Raw genomic sequence first — 19,686 nt, 5'->3', positions numbered from 1 at the left:
CATCGCCTACTCATCAATTACTTTTAATTTTTTGTAGATAGAATTTTCATTATACCCACGACTAATTTCAGAAGTATCTTTACCAATCATTCTAAAACCTAACCTCATATAACCTCTAATCTCATGGTCTAACTCATTAAGCAAAATACGCGCATGATTATAGGGTACAAGCGGCAAAGTACTACTATCTTTTTTAACAATATAATGACTTCTAGGTCTGTACTTAAATTTCTTCTTCTTTTTAGGTACAACTCCGAAATAATGATGAGCTTCATTATTGATAATCGTATCTTTAAATCGTATAATTTTGTAGTGTTTTAAATAATATCTTTTTTTCTTTTTATTTCCTTGAATACGATAAATATAGCCTTTTTGAAGATTAGAAGTAACCGTTTCGAGTTGAAGAAAATCTGTTTTTAGTAAATGAAGAAATCCGTACTTACGATGATTTACATGCAATGCATGAATGCTGTCCTTACTTTGTCCTACAATAATTAGATGCTGCTCTAAATCTGCAGGATCGTAAAAATAAGTTCTACTAAGTTGAACAAGTTCTCCATAATCATCAGGATCATAAAAATGAGTTCTATTGGTTTGATGGTGTCTTTCAAAACTTGTATAATAGGTTCGCTCAAAAGTGATCGATTTGGTATAGCTTGAAGCTGATTGCTGGCATAAGCAAAGCTGAGTACTTAATAAAAAAATGAATAAAGCTAGGTTTTTTAAAGGCATATGTTTAGGTTCAATAGTAGTTAGTTTTATAGCGTAATATTAATAAATTAAGAGTGACTTTTTTTAGATACAAACTTATTTTCTTTAAGATAAAACCGCCAAGGCAGTAAAGCGTCTTCTTCGGCGTAATCAATTCCAATACGTGGTGTCTTTACGATATCTTTTTTAGTAATTGGAGTACCTTGACTCAACCAAATTTGGTGCTCTGTAACTGCCAAGCCGTTATGTTGTTTTGTAATGCCAAATGCTTTAGTAAAATTACCTGGACCTGAGGTTAATTGTGGTGTAAGTTTTAATTTATTTCGACGCTCTAACATGTGCTCAACGCCTTCAGTTGGTTCGGCAGCCCTGATTAAAATTGCATCGGCATTCCCAGCTGAATTGGTAACAATATTAAATAAATGATGAATCCCATAACAAAGATAAACATAAGCTATACCACCTTTTTCATACATGACTTTTGTTCGCTCGGTAAATCGGCCTAAATGGGCATGACAAGCTTTATCATTTTTACCAGCATAGGCTTCAGTTTCTGTGATGATACCAGAACAATACTTTCCATTTATTCTTGTGTGGATGTAACAACCCAATAGCTGTTTGGCTAAGCTTACTACATCACTATTCAAAAAGTAAGATTGTGTTAATTTATGGCGGTTTGGCATCTTCAACTAAGTTTAAATTATAAATTTATAAAAATTGAATCTTATGAAATTATTCTTTTTACTTTTAATTACAAGCCTCATGCAAACTCAAAACTACGACTTTTCGACACCAAAATACCAAAATTCTAAGTATTGGCAGATTGTTAATGATGCTGTAATGGGTGGTATTTCTACAAGCAAATACACATTTACAAAAGATGCTTTATTATTTACTGGCCAAGTGAGTTTAGAAAATAATGGTGGCTTTTGCATGTTACAATTTACACCTGAAGAGGTTTCCACAAAAGATATAGAGACAGTTACTGTAATGGTAAAGTCAGCTCCTACAACTTATCAACTTCGATTAAAATCATCGCGCAGTCAATCCTACAATTATCATCAGAGTTTTAAGACTAATGGCGAATGGCAAAAAATAAGCTTTAAGCTAAGTGAGTTTAAACCTCAATTTAGAGGTCGCCAACTAGATTTACCAAACTTTGATGCTTCAAGCATTCAAGAAATTTCTATTTTAATCGGTAATAAAAAACCAGAAAAATTTCAATTAGAACTTAAAGAAATATCATTTCAATAAATTTGTTTGAAATTCATTTCGACTTTCAGCTTAAAGAACTTTAATAAAACTAATTTTATGAAATTTAACTCCAAAGTGATTCATGGCGGCCAAAAGGATATTGATCCTGCGTATGGTGCAGTAATGCCACCTATTTACCAAACCTCAACCTATGCACAAGCTTCGCCAGGTCAACATAAAGGTTTTGAGTATTCTAGAAGTGCCAACCCAACACGAACAGCGCTTGAAAAAGCTTTGGCTTCAATAGAAAACGGTACACATGGCCTAGTTTTTAGTTCGGGACTTGCAGCTATAGATGCGGTAATGAAGCTTTTAAAACCTGGTGATGAAGTAATTTCAACAAATGATTTATATGGTGGGACTTACCGTTTATTTAATTCCATTTTTAAAGATTTTGGTATCAAATTTCATTTTATTGGGATGAGCAATCCCAAAACTCTGGCCTCTTATATTAACAAAAACACAAAAATGATTTGGGTTGAAACTCCTACTAACCCAATGATGAATATTATTGATATAAAAGCTATAGCTGAAATTACGCAAAAGCATCATATTAATTTAGTGGTTGACAATACCTTTGCAACGGCTTACCTTCAACATCCTCTAAATTTAGGTGCCGATATTGTCATGCACAGTGCAACCAAATATCTTGGTGGACATTCGGATCTTGTTATGGGTTCTCTTGTTACCAAAGATAAACAACTCGCTAAAAAACTCTCTTTTATTCAAAATGCTAGCGGTGCCATTGCTGGTCCTATGGATAGTTTTTTAGCACTTAGAGGCATTAAAACCTTACATTTACGCATGCAACGCCATTCTGAAAACGCAAAAGCAATTGCTGAGTTTTTAGTACAACATCCTAGTGTAAATCACGTTTATTGGCCTGGCTTAACATCGCATCCGAATCATGACATTGCGAAACGCCAAATGAAAGATTTTGGTGGTATGGTTTCGTTTTCTATGAAAGGTGATAATCTTAACGATGCCATTAAATTTTTAGAACAGTTGAAGGTTTTTACTTTAGCTGAATCTCTTGGTGGCGTAGAGTCTTTAGCTGGACATCCGGCAAGCATGACGCATGCTTCTATACCAAAGCCAGAGCGCGAAAAATTAGGTATTGTAGATTCGTTAATTAGGTTAAGTGTTGGGATTGAAGATGAAACAGATTTAGTAGCCGATTTAGAGCAAGCTTTAAATTTTTAAATTCAAGCTATGGAAAATAAACATAAAACTTTTTTCACAAACCCTAAAAAGAAACATTTAGCCAGTTTCGGATTGTTGTGGCTAATAGGCAATGGGCTATTGGTTTTAAGTATTACCGATTTATTTACTGAAAGTTTTTTTCAAAGTAATGCTACCATGATTTATGTTCTCATGATTGCCTCTACTGTAGTTACTGCAAAACTATACTTTAACTACTGGCTTATAAATTTAAAAAACTGAATGAGTCCTGAAGTTCCAATAATAATATTAATAATCGCAATACCAATATTTTTCATATTAGGTTGGATTTTAAAACGATTTATTCAAAATAAAAAAACACGGAATTTAACTTCGATTGCGGGAACAATAATTATCGCACCAATTTTATATTTAATTTTAATTTTCGCTTTTTTTAGCTATTTATTTCACGAACCGCAATATGACTTTGACAAAGAAAATTGGTTTGCAGACAAACATTCGCGTCACGAAATGAGAGATGATATTGTAGAAAGCGGAATACTCATAGGAAAAAGTCAATCTGAAATAGTTGAAATCATTGGAAAACCTGAATCAATCGATTCGACTAATTTATGGAAATACGATTTGGGAATGTCTGGTGCTGGATTTGGTTGGCAGTTTAATTACTTAGAATTGTCTTTTGAAAACGGAAAAGTAATTAACGTAAAAAAAATTGAAATAGTTGATTAAAAAACTGCCTACACCAATGGCTATTAATAATTTATTGTTCTCGCCTATTTCATTTGCGACCGTAAATTAATTTCAAAATTTGAGAAAAAAATAGCAAGAGAAAAACTTAGAAGGTTTCAAATCATTTGCGAAATTATAATAACAAGAAATGGAAAAGACTTTAAAAATTCATTATTAGCAGTTATGACAGCAAGTGAATTTTTTAAAAACTTTGAATATTAAAAATAACCTATCAATTAATTAAAAAGCGATTCTAAAAAATCTGAATCGCTTTTTAGTGTTAATACTGTTCAACTAAATATTTAATCATATCAGTTGTTGTAACAATTCCTACAAGGCTGTCTTCTTTAACTACTGGCAAGGCATGAAACTCTTTTTTGGTAAATACTTCAGCCGCATCTTTAATATTAGCGTCGTGAGCAATCACTTCAACATTACTGGTCATCACCTGTTCTAATGAAAACATATCGTAAACGGTTGTTTCAACTGCTTCGCCATCATCATCTGTAGCATCAGCAAAAGAAATTCTCATTAAATCTGTATAGCTTAACATTCCAACTACTTTTTCATTTTTCACGACAGGAATATGTCTAATTTTATGCTTTTTGAATAATGATTCAGCCTTAGTTAGTGAGTCTTGAATATTTAGTTTAACAAGATTTTCAGTCATTATTTTAGATACTGGTTCGCGTTTTTTCATGATGTTCAATTTTAAAATATTAATGTAAAAGTCTCATTAATAATACTTTTAAATTATGACAAGCATCAGCTTTTGGTTAATCTTTCTATTTAGAAGTCATACGCTTTGTAAGGTGAATAGAGGTCTACTTTATTAACAGTTTAAAAAGGAAAGTTTAGTATATTTACCCCTTGCAATTCGCAAATTATGGCCATAGTAACAGCAAAAGAAATTTCATCAGCACTTAAGTTAGACCAGTTTGGTTTTCTCAGCAACTTAATTGGGCAAGTGGTCTTAAACCTTACTAAGCTAAATCAGCTTAACGCTATTTACGATAAATATCAGCATCTAGATGGTGTAAAATTTATTGATGCTGTATTAATTGAGCTTGATGCATCATTTGAAATTCCTGAAAAAGATTTAAAACGAATTCCTAAAGAAGGTCCTTTTATTACCGTTTCTAATCATCCGCTTGGCGGAATTGATGGGTTAATTTTACTCAAATTAATTCTTGAACAACGTCCTGACTATAAGATTGTGGCTAATTTTTTACTGCACAAATTAAAGCCTCTGAAACCTTACGTCATGCCAGTTAATCCTTTCGAAACAAGAAAAGATATAAAATCAAGTGTCGCTGGAATCAGGCAAGCACTTAAACAAGTAAACAATGGGCATCCTTTTGGAATTTTTCCTGCAGGCGAAGTCTCCACACGGAAAGAATCAGGCTTGATTGTTGATAAACCATGGATGCCAGAAGCTATGAGGCTTGTACAAAAATGCCAAGTACCAATTATCCCAATTTATTTTCATGCTAAAAATAGTCCTGCATTTTATAAGCTAGCACAAATAAGTGATAATCTAAGAACAGCTAAACTACCTAGCGAAATGCTATCGAGACCTCAACGAAGAAGTATTAAAGTGCGAATCGGCAATGCTATTAGTTTAAAAGAACAAAATGAATGTGAAAGCTTAGATGAGTTTACTAACTTTATCAGGCGCAAGACCTATATGTTGGCGAATGCTTACGATAAAAAGAAGCTACTAGAACACATCCCAAAACAAATTAAATTTCCGCGTTCTCCAAGAAATATTATTGATGAGGTTGAAGTTAGCGCTATACAAAAAGAAATTGACCAATGTCGAGAAGACAGTAAACGTTTACTACAAAGTAATAATTACGAAGTTTACTTATCCGAAGCCGATGTAATTCCAAATATTTTACGCGAAATAGGTCGCCAACGAGAAATCACGTTTAGGTCGGTTGGGGAAGGCACTAATAAATCTATAGATTTAGACCATTACGACCATTACTACCACCACATGTTTTTATGGGACAGTAAAGCTCAACGCATTGCTGGTGCTTACCGTATGGGCTTAGGATCTAAAATATTTGAGCAATATGGCATTAGCGGCTTCTACCTTAACGAGCTTTTTAGGTTTGAACCTGAACTTTATACAATCATGAGCCAATCTATAGAAATGGGTCGCGCTTACATCACAAAAGATTATCAACAAAAACCAATGCCTTTATTTTTACTTTGGCGAGGTATTGTACACTGTACCTTACGTTACCCAGAACACAAGTATTTAATTGGTGGTGTTAGTATTAGTAATAAATTTTCAAACTTTTCTAAATCTATGATGATTGAGTTCATGAAATCAAATTATTATGACCCTTATATGGCTCAATTTGTAAGACCTAAAAAAGAATTTAAAGTCAAGTTAAAAGACGCCGACAAAGATTTTGTTTTTGATGCCACTCAAGCTAATCTTAATAAATTTGATAAAATAATTGATGAGATTGAACCCGATAATTTGAGGCTACCTGTTTTAATTAAAAAATACATCAAGCAAAACGCTAAAGTAGTGGCCTTTAACGTTGACCCAATGTTTAATAACTCTGTTGATGGCCTGATGTATATTCGAATTGAAGATATACCAGAAAGCACTGTAAAGCCTGTTATGGAAGAATTTCAGGCAGAATTAGAACAACAAAACAAAGAAAAATAAAATGGCAACAATTTTTACTAAGATAATTAATGGCGAAATACCTGCTTACAAAATCGCTGAAAATGAAGACTTTTTAGCCTTTTTAGATATCAATCCTAATGCTGAAGGCCACACACTTTGTATACCCAAAAAAGAAGTTAACAAACTATTTGATTTGGATGATGAGACCTATTTAGAACTACTAAAATTCACAAAGAAAATAGCTGAAGCTTTACGTAAAACCATCAACTGCAAACGTATTGGGATGTCGGTTGTTGGTTTAGAAGTTCCGCACGTACATGTGCACTTAATTCCTTTAAACCATATGGACGATATTCGTTTTGATAAAAAAGTAAAACTTACTGAAGCCGAATTTAAAACACTTGCCCAACGCATTTCGGCAGAAGTTAAACTCTAGGCAAACGTTAAATAAGTTTTAAACACTTAAAACAAGCTTCAACTTACCTTATGTAAAGCTTATGTTTAAGCTATGAATTCACCACTTTTAGTATTTAATACAAAAGGTATTTACTGTAAAATTGCCGATGTTTACCTTGACCCTTGGAAACCTGTTAAAAACGCTATAATCACTCATGGTCACGCTGACCATTCACGTTACGGCCACCAAAACTACATCACTCACCATGATAATATTCCGATTATTAAACACCGCTTAGGAGATATTTCTGTAACTGGTAAAAACTATGGTGAAAGCTTTAGCATCAATAACGTAAAATTTACGCTATATCCAGCTGGTCATATTATCGGAAGTTCACAAGTAAGAGTAGAACACAAAGGTGAAGTTTGGGTTTTTACAGGTGATTACAAAACTGAAAATGATGGTGTGGCCACACCTTACGAACCCATAAAATGCCATACGCTTATTACCGAGTGCACTTTTGGGCTACCTGCATTTAAATGGAAACCTCAAGCTGAAGTATTTAAAGAAATTAATGCGTGGTGGCAACAAAATCAATCCGAAGGTAAAACCTCAATTCTATTTGGCTACTCGTTAGGAAAAGCCCAGAGACTACTGAAATTTTTAGACACAGACATTGGTAAAATTTATACCCATGGTGCCATAGAAAACATGACAGAAGTTATTCGCGATATAGTTGAAATGCCAGAAACTATTAAAATAACAAGAGACATTAAAAAGGAAGAATTACGTGGTAATATTGTATTAGCACCTCCGAGTACTCACGGTAGTACTTGGATAAGGAAAATGGTGCCTTATGTAACTGCATCAGCAAGTGGTTGGATGACTTTTAGAGGTGCTCGCCGACGTCGAGCAATCGATAAAGGTTTTGTGCTAAGCGATCATTGTGATTGGGATGGTTTACTTCAAGCAATAAAACTTAGTAGTTGCGAAAAAGTGATTTGTACACATGGATATACCTCTATTTTTGCACGGTATCTTACAGAATTAGGTTATGATGCCAGAACCCAAGAAACCCAATATGAGTCAAGTTTAGATATTGATCAGTAAAAACTTACGCACACCTTTTTCAGTATTATTTTGAGGAATAGCACGAAATTAAAATGAGAGATGAAGCAAAAACAGGATATAGTTTAATTTTTTCATCCTACTAAATTGTTAAGAGTCACATATACAATAAATGAATGGTAAAACTTATTTTTTTGATTCAATTTCTAATTGTTCTCGAATATATTCGTTAAGATTTAATTTATTAACGCCAAGGTACTTTTCAATTGCATTATAATAATCTTCATCAGTTTTTACAATTAACATACATTTCTTAAGCAAATTCCAACCACCTTTATTTAATATTTTCCTTGCAATCAGGCCACCCAACACATAGTGGTATGAAGTTTGGTCATCTAAATTCGATAACTTAAGCATAGACTTTAAGTCTATTTCAGGGTGGTTCTTTAAATAAATATTTGTTCGTTTTATATGCCAGTCTAAGCTTTTTCCTCGGCTTCCACCCAATAAAGTTGCTTCTCCTTCAGAAATCCAAAAATGCATGTTTGGAAATTGATCATTTATTTGAACATGGAAAACTTCATGCGGATAATATTCTCCTAACCCGGCACAATAAACTTTATCGCTTGTTGCTTTTCCACTTGGCCTAGATTTTCCGCCCATACCAATATAATAATCAAGACCTTTTAATCTTTGAATTTCATCATAGTCATCAGCAAAATAATACTCGAAATATTTCGGCTGAAGATCAAAAATCTCACAAATCTTGTTTATAAAATCATTAAGTTTTTGAGCCTTATGGTAATTAAATTTATGATATGTTGGATAATAAAAGTCTACAACGCCAACCGTACTACAATTCCAATTTTTTCTATTTAGAGACAATGCATTAAACAGTTTGAAGGTTCCATTTAACTTTTTTGCGACATAATTTGCAATTGCCAAAACATAAGGTGTACCATCTTCATCGCAATAAGAAAACTGAGCTTTAATTAGACAGGTGTCTTTTTTGAATTTTATACTCAAAACATGTACTGGAAATCCCATGTAAAGTGAAGGGTGAAATTCACTTTCTAAGAAATCATAATTTTTATATTTCTGCTGTTCTTTAATATTCCAGAATGAGTTTTTTGATTTGTTTTCAGGGTTTGAAGCCAAATAGTTTTCAAACAATATCATTACTTCCTTAGTTGCCCGATTTGTTGAATCAACAATGTGGTTATAGGTCACTTTTTGTGCAAAAGCTCCAATACTAAAAACAAGAATTATAAACTGGATTTTTTTCATTAAAAATATTGTAGCACTTATTAACTAGAGCTATATTCATTTAAAAATAAGTGCCTAGAATCTACAAAAGCATAACTCATTAAAAATCTAATTCAATTTTATTTCTTGAATCTTCTTCTGTTTCATCCTCATTATCAGTTCCACAGTCAATTTGAATACTCAGTTGTTCAGGTTTTTCAAACTCTTCTTGTGAAATGTTTAAATTTTCATCGGCATAAATATCTTTCATGTACATACCCCAAATTGGTAAAGCCATCGTTGCGCCTTGACCATAAGTAATACTAGGAAAACGAACAGAACGTTCTTCGCCACCAACCCAAACGCCAGTTGCTAGATTAGGTACCATACCAATAAACCAGCCATCACTTTGATTTTGAGTGGTTCCTGTTTTACCCGCAATGGCATTTTCAAACGCGTATGGGTAACCTGTGACTGCTCTTTTATAATGCGTTGCGTTTTTAAGATAGTTTGAATTAGTTCTTAAACGGCGACCTGAACCAAAACGTGTAACGCCTTCTAATAAGTTGATGGTAACATAAGCCGATTCTTCATTAAGTACATCTCGACTTTCAGGTTGGTGCTGATAAATAATGGTTCCGTTTTTATCTTCAATGCGTTCGACTACAAAGGGTTTAACGTAAACACCTTTATTAGCAAAGGTTGAGTAGGCTGAAACCATTTCATAAACACTTAAATCAGGTGTACCTAAAGCAATTGCGGCAACCGGCAGAATGTTAGAGGTATCTACACCTAATTTATCAACTAAACTCAATACATTTTCAGGTCCTGTACGATCAATCATTCTTGCTGTAATTGTATTAATTGATTCTGCTAAAGCTTGCTTTAGCGTTTTAACACCACCATATTCATTACCAGAATTTTTAGGGGTCCAATCTTCTGTTACGCCATGTCGACCAGCCGGAATTGTATGTTTAGTATTGGGCAACTCTAAACAAGGTGATAAATGTAATTGATCTATAGCGGTTGCATATACAAATGGTTTAAAAGTAGAACCGACTTGCCGTTTTGCCTGTTTAACGTGTTCATATTTAAAATGCTTAAAATTAATACCACCTACCCAAGCTTTAATTTCTCCTGTTTGTGGTGTCATAGACATCATTCCGGTATTTAAAAAAGATTTATAATAACGGATAGAATCTCTTGGTGTTAATGTAGTGTCTATTGTTCCATTCCAAGAGAATAAACGCATTTCACGCTTTTTATCGAAACTAGCTAAAATTTCTTCTTCGCTGAAACCTTTACGTTTCATTTCTTTATAGCGTCCTGAGTTTTTGATAGACTTATTAATTATTTGATTAATTTCAGTTTTAGACACACTTCTAAAAGGTGCGGTAGGATTGGTTTTGTTTTGTCGGTTAAATTCCTTTTGAAGCTTTTTCATATGGCGGTTAACGGCATCTTCAGCATAAGTTTGCATGCGGTAATCTATAGATGTATAGACTTTTAAGCCATCGCTATAAATATTATACAATTCGCCATTTGGTTTAGGGTTATTTTTAACCCAATCTTTTAGAAATTCCTGAACATAAGCTCTTAGATATGTTGCTACTCCGTCATCATGTTGTTCTGGCGAATAATTGGTCACTAGCTCTAATTGTTGTAGAGAATCTTTTTCTTTTTTAGTGATGTAGCCATTTTTTTCCATCTGGCTAAAGACGGTATTTCTACGATTCAAAGCATTTTCTTTAAATCTTTCACGAAGCGGATTGTATAAACCAGGGTTTTTAAGCATTGCTACTAAGACAGCCGACTCTTCTATATTAAGTTCTTTTGGTTCTTTATCAAAATAAATACGTGCCGCCGAACGAATACCCACTGCACCATAAATGAAATCAAACTTATTTAAATACATTGTTATGATTTCTTGTTTGGTATATTGCTCTTCGAGTCTAACAGCAATTACCCATTCTTTTATTTTTTGAATAATTGCTTCGGCTAAATTATCAGACCTTATTTTAGTAAAAAGTTGTTTAGCTAATTGTTGCGTAATTGTACTCGCACCACCTTGAGAACCAAGAAAAACTACGGCTCTTAAAGTCCCGCGAGCATCAATACCAGAATGTTGGTAAAAACGCTCATCTTCCGTTGCCACCAAAGCATTGATTAAGTTTTCAGGTAAGTCTTCATATTTAATCGGCGTTCTGTTTTCTTTGAAGTATTTACCCAATGTTTTACCATCAGTTGAAATAACTTCGGTTGCAAGATTTGTTTCAGGATTTTCAAGTTCTTCAAAGGTTGGCATTTCTCCTAAAACGCCCCAACTAGCTAATAAAAATAATAAAACCACTAAGCTAATTCCGCCAAAGAATAAGCCCCAAAACCAGATGATATATTTTTTAAAGCTTGGTTTTTTTTTAGTTGTCATTTTCTTGATTTTGTTTTTCGATGCGAAGTCCAACATCTGTGATTCCTTGAAGGCTATCTAAACCATTAATTTTACCAAAAGCACGCATGGCATGTTTAATATTAACCTTATAACTACCAATTTCTGTAAATTTTACGCCTTGTTTAAGCCAAAGTTTATTTGTTTTTAGCCCAAAACCTTGCCCCATTAATTCGCCATTAGGGTAAGCCATTTCATACTCTAAAGTATCTACAATTACCTTACCATTAGGAAAATTTATGTCTGAAATTAAAAATAAGTTTCTATAGGCATAATCTTGCGTATTCCTAAGCATTACAAATACATTATAAACTTCAGTTGTATCTGGCGCTTCAAACGAAAATTCTGCTGGAACTTCTTTTGGCCATGACTCCGGAAAACTTTGATATTTTGAAAAATACACTGCTTCATCTTGGCAAGAAATACTTACCAAGCCTAAGCTAATGATAATAAACTTAAGACTTTTGCTTAGCATTAGTCGACTTATTTTTTTGTGTTGATTTCTTACGTTTATGGCGTCGTTTACCTTTATTCTTATGTCTTCCTTTAGGTTTATCAAATCTGGTTAAACTGTCTTGACCAACAACATTTTCAAAGTCTACATTAACCACAGGTTTATCTTCAATAAATTCTTCTAAACTAGCGACAGGTTTATTATTTCTTTGGGCTTTTAAGATGGTTTTTACAGCTTGTGTGTCTAACTCAATCCAATTATTATAATCATCTCTATAAGCGTACCAGAGTTTTGATTTAAATATATCTATTTTTTGGCAAACGGCTTCGCCCTTTTCAGTAATGAGCTTTTGGTCTTGTCTAGGAAAATCTTTTAAAGCATCTAAATAAGAGTCAAGCTCGTAATTTAAGCAACACTTTAATTTACCACATTGCCCAGCCAATTTTAAAGGATTTAGTGATAGTTGTTGATATCTTGCTGCTGATGTTTTTACGCTTCTAAAGTCGGTTAACCAGGTAGAGCAGCACAATTCTCGACCACAAGAGCCTATACCACCAAGTCTAGCTGCTTCTTGTCTGAAGCCTATTTGTTTCATTTCAATCCTAACCTTAAACTCGTATGCAAATTCTTTAATGAGCTGTCTAAAATCAACACGCTCTTCGGCCGTGTAATAGAAAATTGCTTTTGAGCCATCACCTTGAAACTCAACGTCACTAATTTTCATTTTTAATTGAAGTCTAATCGCTATTTCTCTTGCACGTACTTTTACCTTTTCTTCTCGAGCTTTAGCTTCTTCCCAAACATCAATATCTTTTTGGTTAGCCTTACGGTAAACTTTTGGTAATTCGGCTGCGTACGGATCTAGTTTCTTTTTACGCATTTGCACTTTCACCAATTCTCCAGTAATGGTAACAATGCCAATATCATGGCCTGGTGAGGTTTCGGTTGCAACAACATCACCAATACTCAGGCTAAGATTTTCTGTATTTCTAAAAAAGGATTTCCGGCCGTTTTTAAAACGAATTTCTACCGCATCAAACTTTTCTACACCACTCGGTAATTCTAGGTCTGAAAGCCAATCAAAAACCGTTAATTTATTGCAAGAATCTACACCACAACTTCCATTGTTCTTGCATCCTTTGGGCAAACCATCATTTTTACTAGCACAATTGCTACATCCCATAATTATATGTTTTAAATACTAATTTTTAGTATTTCAGATTCATGTTTATTAAATAAACCTCAAAGATATTAAAATATTGCTAGAGGAAATTTTTAAGCCTCAATTTAAAGCTACAAATTAGGTATTATTTCGAGTTTAAACCTTGTATTTTTATGATATTTGCTAAAAAAATAGGTTGAGAAAACGCATTTACATCAACGGTTTTAGTAGTATTTCTGCTTATGGTTTTGGCCTTCAAGAGGTTGAAGATCAACATGGCAAAACTGAAGCTCTGTTTAGTGATTTTAACTTTCAAGATGAAGTCTTAAAAGTTTCACGGTTATCGTCTTCGGCTGAAGCAAGCATACAAAAATTAATCTTCGAGCAGCCAAAATATGCACGCTTAGACCGTAGTGTACTTATGGCAATTTTGTGCACGCGAGCTTGTATTGAAAATCAAAAATTCGACAAAACTTCAACTGGTCTAAATATAGGCTCATCGCGAGGAGCTACCGAATTATTCGAAAATTACCATCAAGAATTTATTCAGCAAGGAAAAGTTTCCGCATTAAGTTCTCCAACCACAACTTTAGGCAATTTAGCCACCTGGCCAGCTCAAGATATTGGTTTAAAAGGTATTCAAATTAGTCACTCAATTACATGTTCAACGGCTTTACATGGGTTTTTAAATGCTAAGGCATGGCTACAATCTGGCATGAGTGAAGCCTTTATTGTTGGCGGAAGCGAATCGCCTTTAACCCATTTTACTATTGCACAAATGAAGGCTATTAAACTATATTCAAATTTTAAGGACAAGCTACCATGCAGAAGTTTAGAGTTAGAAAAACAGCAAAACAGTTTGATTTTAGCTGAGGCTGCCGGAACTGCTTTATTAACAAAACAAGCAGAAAATGCATTAGCAGAAGTAGTTGGATGTGGCTATGCAACTGAAATGATTACACATAATATTTCAATTTCTACTGATGCACAGTGCTTTCAAGACGCTATGAAAATGGCTTTAAAAGAAGCCCAATTAGACACTGTAGATGCGGTTGTAATGCATGCGCCTGGAACAAAAAAAGGTGATCAAGCCGAAATCAACGCGGTAAAAGCTGTTTTTAAAACCTTACCACTTTTAACCACTAATAAATGGCAAATTGGCCATAGCTTTGGAGCTTCAGGAATGTTAAGTATTCAGACAGCGCTTTATATGTTAAAGCATGGTTTTTATAAAAACCCTTTTTACAATCAACAAATCACTAAAAACCAATCTATTAAATCAGTTTTAGTAAATGCTGTGGGTTTTGGTGGAAATGCGGTCAGCTTAATTTTAAGAGCTATCAATTAAAAACAGACTAGCATTTTTGAAAATAATACACACATTTTTCTATTTTTGATGAATCAATTAAGAGATTATGACAAGACACGATTGGACTAAAGAAGAAATTTTAGCGATTTACAATAAGCCTTTAATGTCGCTTTTATACGAAGCTGCCACTGTGCATCGCCAACACCACGACCCAAACAAAGTACAAGTTTCTACATTATTATCTATAAAAACAGGTGGTTGCCCTGAAGACTGTGGTTATTGCCCGCAAGCAGCACGCTATCATACAGATATTGAAGGTAATGATTTGATGAGTGTTTCTCAAGTTAAAGCCCAAGCTTTAAGAGCAAAAGCCTCTGGAAGTTCGCGAGTATGTATGGGTGCTGCATGGCGAAATGTGAAAGATGGCGAAGAATTTGATAATGTGCTAGAAATGGTAAGAACCATTAATAAGCTTGATATGGAAGTTTGCTGTACACTTGGTATGGTTACCGAAAATCAAGCCAAGCGCCTTGCTGAAGCTGGTTTATACGCTTACAATCATAATCTAGACTCGTCTGAAGAATACTATAAAGAAGTCATTTCAACACGTGGTTACGAAGATCGCTTAGAGACCATAGATAATGTTAGAAAAACAAACGTTACCGTTTGTAGTGGTGGCATTATTGGTATGGGCGAATCTATTGATGATCGCGCTGGAATGCTTGTCGCCTTAGCAACATTAAATCCTCAACCAGAATCTGTCCCGATTAATGCTTTAGTTCCTGTTGAAGGTACACCGCTCGAAGAACAACAAAAAGTTTCTATTTGGGAAATGATTAGAATGGTAGCTACAACTCGAATCGTAATGCCAGAAACTCAAGTAAGACTTTCAGCTGGTCGAACTGATATGAGTAAAGAAGGACAAGCCATGTGCTTTTTTGCTGGAGCAAATTCTATTTTTGCTGGTGATAAACTCTTAACAACCCCAAACCCAGATGTTAATGAAGACATGGAATTGTTTAAAACTTTGGGTTTAGAACCTCAAAAGCCATTCGAGAAAAAGTCACAGCCAAAAACCGTAGAAGCTGAACAATCTTTGTACAAACCTTTAGGTGAAAAACCAAAATGGTCTCGTCCAGGTCATAAAATTGAGCGTAATGAAGAAGCTAAAACAAAAGCCAAACTTGCCAAATAAAAAGTAGTCTATTGACTATATTTTAATCCCTAAAGCTTTCATTAAACTTGAAAGCTTTTTTTATTTGCTTAATTTATTCATAGTTTCATATATCAAGTGGCTTTCAAAACCACGATAGGCTAAGTATTGATAAATTTTCTGTTTATTAGATTGTGTTAGTTTTTGACCAAGCTGCTTATATTTATAATCAACTAATTCATTTAAGGTTTTTAAATAATCATCCTCACTGATTTCTTTCAATGCCGTATTTAGGTTATAAGTACTAATTTGTCTTAGTTTTAACTCTCTTGTAATTCTTATTTTACCCCATTTTTTTATTCTAAACTTACCTCGAGCAAAACTTTTAGCAAAACGCTCTTCGTTTAAGAAATTATCTTCAATCAGTTTAGAAATAATGTGGGCTTTTGCATCGTTGTACATACCTAAACTATCAAGCTTTTTTTCAACTTCTTTGTGACAACGATCTTGGTAAGTGCAATACTGCATTAATTTAAGTAGAGCTTCATGAACAGTAAGTGATGGTTTTTTATTCATTTATGCAAATTTAATGGCAATTAAGAGCATAAAAAAACCCCTATTAAAAATAATAGAGGTTTTTTATTAAGGTTTTAAACGATCGCCTTTAGCGTCTAAAAAATGATACTCTAAGTATTTATAAGCATCACGAGGCTGAATTTTTACCCATTTTTTATGGTCTAAAAACCACTTTGTACGCATAGAAGGCGTTCCTTTTATTAAATAGGCGCACACAAAAGGATGCGCTGTTAACGTAATTTTCTTTTGGCCTTTAGCAATTAACTTTTGTAAATCGGCATTAATTTTATTGATGAGCACAATTGGTGCTTCAACTTCACCATTTTCGTTTGGGTTTTTTTCTTTAGTTTTAATAGACAGCTCAGGCCTAACACGCTGTCTAGTAATTTGTATGAGTCCAAATTTACTTGGTGGTAAAATTTTATGTTTAGCTCGATCGTCACTCATTTCTTCTTTTAAGTGATCATAAAGTTTTTTGCGATGTTCGGGATTATTCATATCGATAAAATCGACTACAATAATGCCGCCCATATCTCTTAATCTTAATTGGCGTGCAATTTCGGTAGCACTAATAAGATTAACGTCTAATGCTGTATCAGCTTGATTTTTTGCCTTATTGCTTCTGTTTCCGCTATTGACATCTATAACATGCATGGCTTCAGTATGTTCAATAACTAAATAAGCTCCTTTTTTCATTGTGACAGTTTCGCCAAATGATGTTTTAATTTGCCGTTCGACCCCAAATTTTTCATAAATTGGTATTTTGGAGTTGTAGAGAGAAACTATTGATTCTTTTTCGGGAGAAATTTCGCCGACATAATCTTTTATTTGAGAATACAAGGCTTCATCATCTACGCAAATAGAAGTAAATGAGTCATTAAACAAGTCTCGTAACATAGATGAGGCTTTATTTAACTCTCCTAAAACTTTTAGAGGATATTGTGCTTTCTGAATTTTTTTACACATAGCATTCCATCGTTTTAAAAGATTTTGTAAATCTTTATCGATATCTGCTACTTTTTTACCTTCGGCTACAGTTCTAATAATAATACTAAAGCCTTTAGGTTTAATGCTTTTAACCAGACGTTTAAGTCTGCTTTTTTCTTCTTTATCTTCTATTTTTTGAGATACAGAAATACGGTCAGAAAACGGCACCAAAACAATGTAACGGCCAGCCAGTGATAATTCACTGCTTAATCTTGGGCCTTTTGTTGAAATTGGCTCTTTTACCACTTGAACCAAGACTGTTTGGTTTGGATTTAGCACATCGGTTATAGAACCATGCTTGTCAATATCGTTTTCAAACGTAAAGTTTTTTAAGTTATAATCTCTAAATTTGGGTGAACTTGCTTTTTTAATAAACTTTAATTGGGTTTGAATTTGTGGTCCTAAATCATGATAATGTAGGAATCCGTCTTTTTCATAACCAACATTAACAAATGCCGCATTAAGTCCTGAAAGAGCTTTTCTAACACGGGCAAGGTAAATGTCACCAACTGCTATATTACTATTGCTAGATTCTTTATGCAATTCGACAAGTTTACCATCTTTAAGCAAGGCAAAATCTACAGCGTCGGAACTTGAACGTATAATTAATTCCTTATTCACGCTTTTAAATTTTCTGTTTAGCAGGTTATAACCTGTCTAAACAATTAAACATTAATTAAATTAGGTAATATGAAGAAATTTAGGTTATAAATTTCGTTGTCAAAGAACAGAAAATTGAAAAAGTAGTTTTAAAACTACTTTTTCTTTTTGTGACGGTTAGCTCTACTTCGCTTTTTACGCTTGTGAGTTGCTACCTTATGTCTTTTTCTTTTTTTACCACTTGGCATAAGCTATAATTTTTATTGATTAATAATTTATTTTACTTCAACTTTAGTTTTAACACCTTCAACAAAAACCTTTGCTGGCTTAAATGCTGGAATGTTGTGGGCTGGGATTTTAATTGTTGTATTTTTAGAAATGTTTCTACCTGTTTTCTCAGCTCTTTTTTTAATGATAAAGCTTCCAAAACCTCTTAAGTATACATTATCACCGCTTTCTAGCGAGTCTTTAACTTCAGCCATAAAAGTTTCAACAGTGGCTTGAACTTCTGTCTTCTCTAATCCTAACTTGTCTGAAATGTTAGCCACAATATCTGCTTTTGTCATAGTTCAAATATTTAAAAGGGGTTATTAAATTTTAAGTTTGCAAATATACAGAATTTAATAACAATAAATAAACACAAAAGACTAAATAGTAGTTAGATATACTTTAAGTTTGCTACAAAAATCTATCAAATGCAATTTGCTGAAGCCTTAATTAACTGGTATAACATACATCAACGAGACTTACCTTGGCGAGAAAGCACACAAGCTTATGAAATTTGGCTGTCTGAAATAATGCTACAACAAACCCAAGTAAAACAAGCACTTCCTTATTATTTAAAATTTTTAAAGCATTTCCCAACTGTACACGATTTAGCTAGAGCCGATGAAGATCAAGTTCTAAAACTCTGGCAAGGTTTAGGTTATTATTCACGTGCAAGAAATTTACATTTTACCGCTAAAGATATTAGTAAAAATTATAATGGCAGTTTCCCTACAACTTATAAAGACCTCCTCAAATTAAAAGGTATTGGCGAATACACCGCTGCTGCTATTGCATCGTTTGCTTTTAATGAACCTAAGGCCGTTGTTGATGGTAATGTTTATCGTGTATTATCTCGTATTTTTGGTATTGATACGCCTATTAATTCTACAGAAGGCATCAAGCAGTTTAAAATTAAGGCAAACGAACTTTTAGACCGAGATAATCCCGCAACCTATAACCAAGCTATTATGGAGTTTGGCGCTATACAATGTAAACCAAAGCAACCAAATTGTTTGTTTTGCCCATTTCAACACACATGTGTGGCTTTCCAGCAATCTAAAATAGAGAGATTACCTGTAAAATTAAAAAAGACAAAAGTCAAGACGAGATATTTCAACTATTTGATATTAGAAGATGATAATGAAAATGTTCTACTCAATAAACGAAATCACAAAGGCATATGGCAAAACTTATATGAATTCATTTTAAGCGACACAGCACAACAGGTTGAAGTTTTTCCAATTAATAAGTTTCAACATTTGCCTCAAGTAAAGTCAACAGACATTACACTTCTTAATTCTAAGCCTATAAAACATACCTTAACACATCGAAAACTCTTTGTGCATTTTTGGAAAGCTAAGTTGCAAGAACCCTTTAGCCTTCAATTAGCAGAACATTATGAGATTGTGAAGCGTAACCAACTAAATAATTATGCGGTTCCTGTGCTTATAGAGAACTTTATAGAGGAATACGTTTTAAGAGCATAAATCTTTTTA

20 protein-coding genes are annotated in these 19,686 nt (G+C 33.6%); 10 read left to right on the top strand and 10 right to left on the bottom strand.

Features of this window, described 5'->3' with window-relative positions; all coding sequences use genetic code 11:
- Positions 1-6: 6 nt before the first annotated feature.
- Positions 7-732 carry a hypothetical protein gene (locus IMZ30_RS05800; RefSeq protein WP_207039604.1) on the bottom strand — a complete coding sequence of 242 codons (726 nt, stop codon included), beginning with the start codon at positions 730-732 and terminating at the stop codon, positions 7-9.
- Between the two features lie 47 nt (positions 733-779).
- Positions 780-1,394, bottom strand: coding sequence for a DNA-3-methyladenine glycosylase (locus IMZ30_RS05795; protein ID WP_207039603.1), 615 nt, complete (start codon positions 1,392-1,394; stop codon positions 780-782).
- A 43-nt stretch (positions 1,395-1,437) separates the two neighbouring features.
- Between IMZ30_RS05795 and IMZ30_RS05790 the strand changes: the two genes are divergently transcribed.
- The 4 genes from IMZ30_RS05790 to IMZ30_RS05775 are packed head-to-tail and all read left to right on the top strand — an operon-like array spanning position 1,438 to position 3,876.
- On the top strand, positions 1,438-1,965 hold the full coding sequence (locus IMZ30_RS05790) for a CIA30 family protein (protein ID WP_207039602.1): 528 nt from the start codon (positions 1,438-1,440) through the stop codon (positions 1,963-1,965).
- A gap of 15 nt (positions 1,966-1,980) precedes the next feature.
- Complete coding sequence (locus IMZ30_RS05785; protein WP_262896752.1) at positions 1,981-3,168, top strand: cystathionine gamma-synthase; 1,188 nt, start codon at positions 1,981-1,983, stop codon at positions 3,166-3,168.
- Between the two features lie 9 nt (positions 3,169-3,177).
- Entirely contained in the window at positions 3,178-3,408 is a 231-nt protein-coding gene (locus tag IMZ30_RS05780) for a hypothetical protein (RefSeq protein ID WP_207039600.1), read from the top strand.
- Positions 3,409-3,876, top strand: a complete 468-nt coding sequence (locus IMZ30_RS05775; RefSeq protein ID WP_207039599.1) for a hypothetical protein — start codon at positions 3,409-3,411, stop codon at positions 3,874-3,876.
- Between the two features lie 280 nt (positions 3,877-4,156).
- On the opposite strand, the gene IMZ30_RS05770 is transcribed toward IMZ30_RS05775, so the two are convergent.
- Positions 4,157-4,576 carry a CBS domain-containing protein gene (locus IMZ30_RS05770; RefSeq protein ID WP_207039598.1) on the bottom strand — a complete coding sequence of 140 codons (420 nt, stop codon included), beginning with the start codon at positions 4,574-4,576 and terminating at the stop codon, positions 4,157-4,159.
- A 186-nt stretch (positions 4,577-4,762) separates the two neighbouring features.
- Between IMZ30_RS05770 and IMZ30_RS05765 the strand changes: the two genes are divergently transcribed.
- The 3 genes from IMZ30_RS05765 to IMZ30_RS05755 all read left to right on the top strand — a co-directional run bounded on the left by IMZ30_RS05765 (position 4,763) and on the right by IMZ30_RS05755 (position 8,033).
- A complete protein-coding gene (locus tag IMZ30_RS05765; protein ID WP_207039597.1) occupies positions 4,763-6,565 on the top strand; it encodes a GNAT family N-acyltransferase in 1,803 nt (600 codons plus the stop codon).
- Between the two features lies 1 nt (position 6,566).
- On the top strand, positions 6,567-6,962 hold the full coding sequence (locus tag IMZ30_RS05760; protein ID WP_207039596.1) for an HIT family protein: 396 nt from the start codon (positions 6,567-6,569) through the stop codon (positions 6,960-6,962).
- Positions 6,963-7,034: 72 nt separating this feature from the next.
- A complete protein-coding gene (locus IMZ30_RS05755; protein WP_207039595.1) occupies positions 7,035-8,033 on the top strand; it encodes a ligase-associated DNA damage response exonuclease in 999 nt (332 codons plus the stop codon).
- 144 nt (positions 8,034-8,177) lie between these two features.
- On the opposite strand, the gene IMZ30_RS05750 is transcribed toward IMZ30_RS05755, so the two are convergent.
- The 4 genes from IMZ30_RS05750 to IMZ30_RS05735 all read right to left on the bottom strand — a co-directional run bounded on the left by IMZ30_RS05750 (position 8,178) and on the right by IMZ30_RS05735 (position 13,319).
- Positions 8,178-9,278, bottom strand: a complete 1,101-nt coding sequence (locus tag IMZ30_RS05750; RefSeq protein ID WP_207039594.1) for a hypothetical protein — start codon at positions 9,276-9,278, stop codon at positions 8,178-8,180.
- A 79-nt stretch (positions 9,279-9,357) separates the two neighbouring features.
- Positions 9,358-11,664 carry a penicillin-binding protein 1A gene (locus tag IMZ30_RS05745; protein WP_242529705.1) on the bottom strand — a complete coding sequence of 769 codons (2,307 nt, stop codon included), beginning with the start codon at positions 11,662-11,664 and terminating at the stop codon, positions 9,358-9,360.
- The gene (locus tag IMZ30_RS05740) at positions 11,654-12,157 is read right to left on the bottom strand and encodes a gliding motility lipoprotein GldH (RefSeq protein WP_207039592.1); all 504 of its coding nucleotides are present in this window, start codon (positions 12,155-12,157) and stop codon (positions 11,654-11,656) included. Before IMZ30_RS05740 ends, IMZ30_RS05745 begins: the two co-directional genes overlap by 11 nt.
- A complete protein-coding gene (locus tag IMZ30_RS05735; RefSeq protein WP_207039591.1) occupies positions 12,138-13,319 on the bottom strand; it encodes a stage 0 sporulation family protein in 1,182 nt (393 codons plus the stop codon). The genes IMZ30_RS05740 and IMZ30_RS05735 overlap by 20 nt, the downstream gene beginning before the upstream one ends.
- A gap of 175 nt (positions 13,320-13,494) precedes the next feature.
- Between IMZ30_RS05735 and IMZ30_RS05730 the strand changes: the two genes are divergently transcribed.
- Together IMZ30_RS05730 and bioB are read left to right on the top strand one after the other, a co-directional pair.
- A complete protein-coding gene (locus tag IMZ30_RS05730; RefSeq protein WP_207039590.1) occupies positions 13,495-14,646 on the top strand; it encodes a beta-ketoacyl synthase N-terminal-like domain-containing protein in 1,152 nt (383 codons plus the stop codon).
- 67 nt (positions 14,647-14,713) lie between these two features.
- Positions 14,714-15,802: a biotin synthase BioB gene (bioB, locus tag IMZ30_RS05725; RefSeq protein WP_207039589.1), complete on the top strand. Its 1,089-nt coding sequence runs from the start codon at positions 14,714-14,716 to the stop codon at positions 15,800-15,802.
- Between the two features lie 60 nt (positions 15,803-15,862).
- Here the strand turns inward: bioB and IMZ30_RS05720 are convergent, their stop codons facing one another.
- The 3 genes from IMZ30_RS05720 to IMZ30_RS05710 all read right to left on the bottom strand — a co-directional run bounded on the left by IMZ30_RS05720 (position 15,863) and on the right by IMZ30_RS05710 (position 18,489).
- Positions 15,863-16,336: a regulatory protein RecX gene (locus tag IMZ30_RS05720; RefSeq protein ID WP_207039588.1), complete on the bottom strand. Its 474-nt coding sequence runs from the start codon at positions 16,334-16,336 to the stop codon at positions 15,863-15,865.
- 66 nt (positions 16,337-16,402) lie between these two features.
- Positions 16,403-17,944, bottom strand: a complete 1,542-nt coding sequence (locus IMZ30_RS05715; RefSeq protein ID WP_207039587.1) for an Rne/Rng family ribonuclease — start codon at positions 17,942-17,944, stop codon at positions 16,403-16,405.
- A gap of 254 nt (positions 17,945-18,198) precedes the next feature.
- On the bottom strand, positions 18,199-18,489 hold the full coding sequence (locus tag IMZ30_RS05710) for an HU family DNA-binding protein (protein ID WP_073192516.1): 291 nt from the start codon (positions 18,487-18,489) through the stop codon (positions 18,199-18,201).
- Positions 18,490-18,618: 129 nt separating this feature from the next.
- Here IMZ30_RS05710 and mutY point away from each other — a divergent pair, with 129 nt between their 5' ends.
- Complete coding sequence (gene mutY, locus IMZ30_RS05705) at positions 18,619-19,677, top strand: A/G-specific adenine glycosylase (protein ID WP_207039586.1); 1,059 nt, start codon at positions 18,619-18,621, stop codon at positions 19,675-19,677.
- The last annotated feature ends 9 nt before the right edge of the window (positions 19,678-19,686 follow it).

Origin of the sequence: Psychroflexus sp. ALD_RP9, assembly GCF_017311165.1 — a bacterium.
Taxonomy (GTDB): domain Bacteria; phylum Bacteroidota; class Bacteroidia; order Flavobacteriales; family Flavobacteriaceae; genus Psychroflexus.
This window is presented reverse-complemented; position numbering and strand designations above follow the sequence as displayed.